Annotated in this window: 5 protein-coding genes; 3 read left to right on the forward strand and 2 right to left on the reverse strand. The window is 71.0% G+C overall.

What is annotated here, in order from left to right:
- Positions 1-365: 365 nt before the first annotated feature.
- On the reverse strand, positions 366-1,049 hold the full coding sequence (locus AB0L56_RS07305; protein WP_365419910.1) for a helix-turn-helix domain-containing protein: 684 nt from the start codon (positions 1,047-1,049) through the stop codon (positions 366-368).
- Positions 1,050-1,426: 377 nt separating this feature from the next.
- Here AB0L56_RS07305 and AB0L56_RS07310 point away from each other — a divergent pair, with 377 nt between their 5' ends.
- Positions 1,427-2,806: an NAD(P)/FAD-dependent oxidoreductase gene (locus tag AB0L56_RS07310; protein ID WP_365419913.1), complete on the forward strand. Its 1,380-nt coding sequence runs from the start codon at positions 1,427-1,429 to the stop codon at positions 2,804-2,806.
- A 172-nt stretch (positions 2,807-2,978) separates the two neighbouring features.
- Positions 2,979-4,652: a SpoIIE family protein phosphatase gene (locus tag AB0L56_RS07315; protein ID WP_365419916.1), complete on the forward strand. Its 1,674-nt coding sequence runs from the start codon at positions 2,979-2,981 to the stop codon at positions 4,650-4,652.
- A gap of 36 nt (positions 4,653-4,688) precedes the next feature.
- Here AB0L56_RS07315 and AB0L56_RS07320 read toward each other — a convergent pair whose 3' ends face one another.
- Positions 4,689-5,963: an MFS transporter gene (locus AB0L56_RS07320; RefSeq protein ID WP_365419988.1), complete on the reverse strand. Its 1,275-nt coding sequence runs from the start codon at positions 5,961-5,963 to the stop codon at positions 4,689-4,691.
- 122 nt (positions 5,964-6,085) lie between these two features.
- Here AB0L56_RS07320 and AB0L56_RS07325 point away from each other — a divergent pair, with 122 nt between their 5' ends.
- A complete protein-coding gene (locus AB0L56_RS07325) occupies positions 6,086-6,634 on the forward strand; it encodes a MarR family transcriptional regulator (RefSeq protein WP_361027136.1) in 549 nt (182 codons plus the stop codon).
- The last annotated feature ends 322 nt before the right edge of the window (positions 6,635-6,956 follow it).

A 6,956-nucleotide genomic window follows, 5' to 3' on the forward strand; every position in this document is an offset into this window, starting at 1 on the left:
CGCCGCTCCCGCGCTCCGCCGCCCGCCGCTTCCGTGGTCCGCCACCGCTCCCGCGGGCAGTCGTGCCGCTGGGGCGGCACGGGTGGGCGCGACGGCACCCCGCTTGCGCCGGGCTGCGCAGACACCCCCCGGCCAGCACCCACGCGGGGCAGTTCTCAGGCGCCGGGCTGCGTAAATGCCCCCGGCCCCTACACCAGTGCAGGGCTTCTGCAAAGAGGTCGGCTGCGCAACCCGCCCCCGGCCGGGCACCCACGGTTAGTGTCCCGCCGGAGCTGCGCAAACGCCCCCGGCCCCCACCAGTGCAGGGCTTCTGCAAGGGCGCCGGCTGCGCAACCCACCCCCCGATCGGCAACCCCGGGCGAGGGTCATACCGGACGCGAGCGCAGTCCCTCCAGCAGGATGTCCAGCAACCGCGCCGACGCCGCCGCCTGCTGCGCCGCATCCGGCAGGGATGGCGCCGCCGTGGCTATCACCAGCAGCACGTCCGACACGGACACGTCCGGCCGCAGCTCCCCCGCCGCCCGGGCCCGCTCCACCAGCTGCCCCACGACAGAGAGCAACTGCGCCGCCCCCGCGTCGTCCTCCGGCACCAGCCGCAGCTCTCCCGCCGTCTGCGTCCGCTGCTGCGGAAGCCGCGCGTGCTCGGGCAGACCGCGCTCCTCCGCCACGCCCACCCGCAGCACCTGCGGCGGCAGCAGCCGGCCCGCTCCGGAGGCGACGGATGTGCGCAGGAAGCGGGAGAGCGCCGACCACGGCTCGTCCTCCTGGCCCAGCGCCGCGCGTGCCTGCTCGGTCAGCCGGGAGGTCTCCTCCTCGGCGATCCGCCGCACCAGGACGTCCTTGCTCGGGAAGCGCCGGTACACCGTGCCCACACCGACCCGTGCCCGGCGTGCCACGTCCTCCATCGGCGCGCCGTAGCCCAGCTCGCCGAACACCTCACGCGCCGCGCGCAGCACGTGCTCCAGATTGCGCTGGGCATCCACGCGCAGCGGTGTCGTGCGCGCGCCGTCCGCGACAGTGGAAGACCAATGAGAGTCCTGAACATGCATATGTATTCCCCCGGTAATGACGTCTCCCCCCGGAGACTTCTCCCCGCCATTGATGCCCGGGATGTGGAACCGCGGCTCTGGTGGTCGGTTCCGCCCGTCACGGATCCGGTGAGCTCGTCTCCTCCACCCCGTTGCCACACGAACATAGTTGAGAGGGGGTCAATTCAGAAGGGGCAGGTTCCGCACGGAGCGCCCCTCGATCGGAGCACGAGTCGTATACGTCCTGAATGTACCCCGGGGTGGATGCGGTTCCATGCCGGGTGACCTGCGCGTATGGAGTTGGGGTCGGAGAATCGGCCAACCCTGGGTGACGGGGGCGTCCGGTCACACAATTCGTCGAGGCTGTGGACAAACGCTAGCGGCGGGTGCGTCATGGGATGGTGAAGGAACGTGCGCGCATTCTCGTTGTCGGCGGCGGCTACGTCGGGATGTACACGGCCCTGCGCCTCCAGCGGAAGCTGAAACGGGAACTCGGGCGGGGCGAGGCCGAGATCACGGTCGTCACCCCGGACCCGTACATGACGTACCAGCCCTTTCTGCCCGAAGCGGCCGCCGGTGCCATTTCTCCTCGCCATGTCGTCGTACCGCTGCGTCGTGTTCTCGACCGGTGCCGCATCATCATCGGCGAGGCCACCGGTATCGAGCATGCGAAGCGCACCGCCACCATCAGCACCCTGGCCAGCGAGGAAGAGGGGACGGGAGGGCGGGAGATCGTCTACGACGAGCTGGTGCTCGCCCCCGGTTCGGTGTCGCGCACACTGCCCGTTCCCGGGCTGGCCGAACACGCCATCGGCTTCAAGACCGTCGAAGAGGCCATCGGCCTGCGCAACCACGTGCTGGAGCAGATGGACATCGCCTCCTCCACGCGTGACCCCGCCCTTCGGGACGCCGCCCTGACGTTCGTCTTCGTCGGCGGCGGCTACGCGGGGGTCGAAGCGCTGGGCGAGCTGGAGGACATGGCCCGCTACGCCGCGCGGTACTACCACAACATCCGGCCCGAGGACATGAAGTGGATCCTCGTCGAGGCGTCCGGGCGGATCCTGCCCGAGGTCGGGGGGGAGATGGGGCGGTACACCGTCACCGAGCTGCGCCGGCGCAACATCGACATCCGTCTCGAGACGCGGCTGGAGTCCTGCGCCGACCGCGTCGCCGTGCTCAGTGACGGGTCACGCTTTCCCACGCGGACGGTCGTGTGGACCGCCGGCGTCAAACCGCATCCCGTCCTCGCCGCCACCGATCTGCCGCTGAACGGGCGAGGGCGGCTGAAGTGCACCGCCGAGCTGGCCGTGGACGGGGCCGCGCACGCATGGGCCGCCGGGGACGCCGCCGCCGTTCCCGACGTCACCGCGCGGAAGCCGGGGCGGGAGTGCGCCCCCAACGCGCAGCACGCGCTCCGCCAGGCGCGGGTCCTCGGGGACAACGTCGTGCACTCCCTGCGGGGCGAACCCCTGGAGACGTACGCCCACAAGTACGCCGGTTCCGTCGCCTCCCTGGGACTGCACAAGGGCGTCGCCCAGGTGTACGGGCGCAAGCTCAAGGGCTACCCGGCCTGGCTCATGCACCGGACCTATCACCTCAGCCGGGTCCCGACCTTCAACCGGAAGGCACGGGTGGCCGCCGAGTGGACCCTCGCGGGGCTCTTCAAACGGGAGATCGTCTCCCTGGGGTCACTCGAACACCCCCGTGCGGAGTTCGAACTGGCGGCCGGTGGAAAGCCTTCTCAAGACCCCCCGCACAACCCGAAGGGGTCGTCCTGACCGGACGCAGGAACTCCAGCGGCAGGCCCGGCGTCTGACGGATGTCGGCCCGGTCGGCACCCTGCCAGACTGGTCCACCACCGTGGGCGGGCCCCTGCCACCCCGGTGCGGCCCCCGGGGCCCCGGCCGGTCCCGGTTTCCGGCCGCCGACAACTACACGAGGCAAGGATTCGTGAACTTCACGCGCTGGAGCGCCCGGCTCCCCGGAACGCAGCGCCGCGCCGCAGCGCGGACCGAGCAGACGGTCCCCCCGGACCGGCGGGGAGAGGGCTCCGTGCCCGCGGCCCGCGCCGAACAACTCACCGACGGCGCCGGGCTCGTGCCCGCCGTCGACGAGCTCGGAGTGCGCGAGGTCCTGGACCGCGTCCCCTCCCTCGTCGCCCTGGTCCGCGGCCCCGACCACCGCATCGCCTACGTCAACGACGCCTATACGGCGGCCTTTGGCATCCGTCCGCTCGGCGCCCCCGCCCGCGGAGCACTCCCCGAGCTCGACGAACTCGGTCTGCTGCCGCTGCTCGACCAGGTCCTGCGCAGCGGCAAGCCCCGCACGGTGAAGTCCCGCAAGGCCCCCGACGGCCGCTCCTACACCTTCACCTGCACGCCGGTCGCCGAGGGCGACGGCCGGGGGGTGCTCATCTTCGCCACCGACGTCACCGACCACGCCGAGGCCGCCGAGCGCCTGCGCGCCAGCGAACGCCGGCAGCGCGAGACCGCCGTCACCCTCCAGCGCTCCCTCCTGCCACAGGAGCTCGAGGAGCCCGACGACCTGCGCATCGCCGCCACCTACCACCCCGGCGGCACCGAGGCCGCCGTCGGCGGCGACTGGTACGACGTGATCACCCTGGGCGGCGGCCGCACCGCCCTGGTCATCGGCGACGTCATGGGCCGAGGGGTACGGGCGGCGGCGGTCATGGGACAGCTCCGTACGGCCGTACGGGCCTACGCGCGGCTCGACCTCCCGCCGCACGAAGTCCTCCAGCTCCTCGACGGCCTTGCCATGGAGATCGACGCCAACCAGATCGCCACCTGCACCTACGCCATCCACGACCCCAACGAGGGCAGCCTGGTGTACGCCTCCGCCGGCCACCTGCCCATCCTGGTCCGCGACGAGAACGGCACCGTCCAGCGAGCCGACGAACCGACCGGCCCCCCGCTCGGCACCGGCGGCTGGATGCACGCCTCCGGCTCCGTCCCCCTCGGCCCCGGCTCCACCGCCGTCCTCTACACGGACGGCCTGGTCGAACGGCGCAACGAGGACCTGGACGAGGGCATCGCCGCCCTGGAGCGCGCCCTGGCCGGAGCCACCGGCAGCCCCCAGGTCGTCTGCGACCGGCTGGTCCGCTCGGCCGGTGTGACGCCGGACCACGACGACGACGTCGCCGTCCTGGTCCTCCAGCATCCCGCCCGGGGCGGAGCGGAGGGCGAACTCTTCCGCAACGCCGCGCTGGAGCTGATCGGCGGAGTCGAAGCGGCGCCACGCGCGCGTGCCTTCGCCTCGGGCGTGCTGACCAGCTGGCGATTCCCCGCCGAGCTGCACGACCTGGGAGTCCTGGCGACCAGCGAACTCGTCGCCAACGCCCTCCAGCACGGCACGCCCCCCATGCGACTGCGGCTGCGCCGCACCGACCGTCGGCTGATCATCGAGGTCACCGATGGCGACGACCACCTGCCGAGGCGCCGCCGCGCGGAGCCCGGGGACGAGGCCGGCAGGGGCATCGCCATCGTCGCCACGATCGCCTCCGGCTGGGGCAGCAGACGCACCCCCGGCGGCGGCAAGGCCGTCTGGTGCGAGTTCCTGCTGCCGAAGCCGTCGAAGACGCAGAGGCCCGCCGGCTCCGGCCCGTAGCAGGTGTCTCGTAGGAGGTGACAGGGGCGTGCGGACTCAGGCGTGCGCCGGAGCCTGCCCCGTCGGCGTGCCGGCCTGTGCCACCACACGGCTCCGTGCCGCCGAGGGGTGGTTCTGCACGTCCGTGAGCTGCCTGCCCAGCCGCACGGCGAGCACGGTGATGCCGAGCGAGAACAGCAGGAAGACCACGATGTACGGCGCGTGCAGCGAGGCCCCCAGCGGACCGCCCACCGCCGGACCCACGGCCAGCGCGAGCTGCTTCACCAGGGCGAAGGCCGAGTTGTACTGTCCGGCCATTCCGGTCGGCGCGAGATCGGCGACCAGCGGCGCGAGCGTCGGCGACAGCATCGCCTCGCCGAGCCCGAACAACGCGTACGTCGAGACGAACGCGGCGGTCGCCATCGCCTGGCTCCCGTTCCCCAGTCCCGCGTACCCGGCCACGGCCCACGCCACGGCCCAGATCAGGCCCACGGACGCGATCACACGCGACCGCTTGCGCCGCTCCACGAACCGCAGCACCGCGAACTGCGCCACCACGATCATCAGAGTGTTCGCGGCAAGCGCCGTCCCCAGCACGGAGGGGGAGATTCCGGCGGCCTCGACGCCGTACGCGCTCAGCCCGGACTCGAACTGTCCGTAGCAGGCGAAGAACAGCACGAAGCCCAGCACACAGAGCTGCACCATGGCCCGGTTGCCCAGCAGCTGCTTCCAGCCCGCCTTCGCCGACTGCGGCGGTGCGTCCGGGATGCGCGGTGAGTGCGGCATCCGCACGGTCGCCATCACCACGGCCAGCAGCAGGAAGATGGCCGCCTCGAGGGAGAAGAGGAGGGTGAAGGAGCCCGCTTTCGTCGGGTCAACGAGGTGACCGCCGATGAGACCACCGACGCCGAGCCCGAGGTTCTGCAGGAAGAACTGCATGGCGAACGCCCGGGACCGGGTCTCCATGGTGGAGCAGTCGACGATCATCGTCGCGAGCGCCGGCTGCATCACGGCCTGCCCGGCCCCGAGCGCCGACGCCGACAGCAGCACCGCCGCCGCACCGTTCGACAGCCCCAGGCTCAGCGCGCCGACCGCGGCCGTGACGAGGGCGACGAGCAGCACCGGCAGCGGACCCCGCCGGACGATCGCCCGCCCGGCGAAGGGAAGCACGATCAGCGCGGCCACGGCGAAGACGGCGAGCACGAGACCCGCCGTCATGGCCCCCAGCCCTCGCACCTGCGCCACATAGACGTACAGATACGGGACCGTGAAGCCCAGCCCGAATGCGCTGAGTGCGTTGCCCACATGGATCCGGCGCATCGCTGCGCCCATCGCCCTGGTCACGTTCACCTCTCTCACTAGTTAGACCTGAAGACTTAGAAGCTAAAGTTCGAATCTAAAGAGTACACAGAGAAGGACTTCAAGGCAAAGAAGAGTCGTGCCATACTGCGGGCATGGGCGACACCTCCGGCCTCGGCGAGCCGGCACTCGAAGAGCAGATCGCCGCTTACCAGCGCGAATTCCAGGACCTCGACCCCCAGGTCGAGAAGATCGTCAACGCGCTGTCGCGGCTGAACCGCCGGATGAACGTCGCCTACGGCCGTCAGACCGCCGAGCTCGGCATCACCAACGCCGACTGGGAGGTCCTCAAGGAGCTCGTCCTCTCCGGCGCCCCGTATCGCATGGGGCCCAGTGACCTCGCCAAGCGGCTGGGGCTGACTCCGGCCGCCATGACCCACCGGATCGACCGCATGGTCGCCGAGGGGCTGGTCACCCGGGAACGCGACGAGACCAACCGGGTCCGCGTGATCGTGGAGCTCACCCCGGCCGGCCGGGAGAAGTGGCAGGAGGCCATGCGTATGGCCACCGTCTTCGAGGGGGATCTTCTCCAGGACCTCGACGCGGAGGAACGGGCTACCCTCGGCGAGGTCCTCACCCGCCTGCTGCGCCGGGTCGAGGACGCCCAGCCGGACGCCGGCGGGCGCCTGACGGACCTGGACTGAAAGATCTTGGTCGGGGAGGGTTGACAGCCCTCTTGCCGATCCGTAGAGTTCTTCGGGTTGCCACGGGGCCGTAACGGTTCTGCGGCAGCACCTCCCGCCGCGACTGCGGCACTCAAACCCCAGCACGACCTCCCAGTGGGAACGATTTCGGCGTGCCCGAATTCGATTTCACAGCCCGGATTTGGGAAACACGGAGAGAGCCGCTAAGGTTTGAGACGTCGGAACGGCCAACGGCCGGGAAGACAAGCCCCGCTGACTGGGGGTCAGGTCGAGAAAAAGATCTGATAGAGTCGGAAACACCGAAGGGAAGCGCCCGGAGGAA

The sequence above is a fragment of the Streptomyces sp. NPDC052079 genome (genome assembly GCF_040680275.1).
In the GTDB taxonomy this organism is placed as follows: domain Bacteria; phylum Actinomycetota; class Actinomycetes; order Streptomycetales; family Streptomycetaceae; genus Streptomyces.

What these genes read in the sequence shown, in the direction of transcription:
- AB0L56_RS07305 (WP_365419910.1), bottom strand. Translation starts at nt 1,049, where the DNA reads ATGCATGTTCAGGACTCTCATTGGTCTTCCACTGTCGCGGACGGCGCG.
- AB0L56_RS07310 (WP_365419913.1), top strand. Translation starts at nt 1,427, where the DNA reads ATGGTGAAGGAACGTGCGCGCATTCTCGTTGTCGGCGGCGGCTACGTC.
- AB0L56_RS07320 (WP_365419988.1), bottom strand. Translation starts at nt 5,963, where the DNA reads ATGGGCGCAGCGATGCGCCGGATCCATGTGGGCAACGCACTCAGCGCA.
- AB0L56_RS07325 (WP_361027136.1), top strand. Translation starts at nt 6,086, where the DNA reads ATGGGCGACACCTCCGGCCTCGGCGAGCCGGCACTCGAAGAGCAGATC.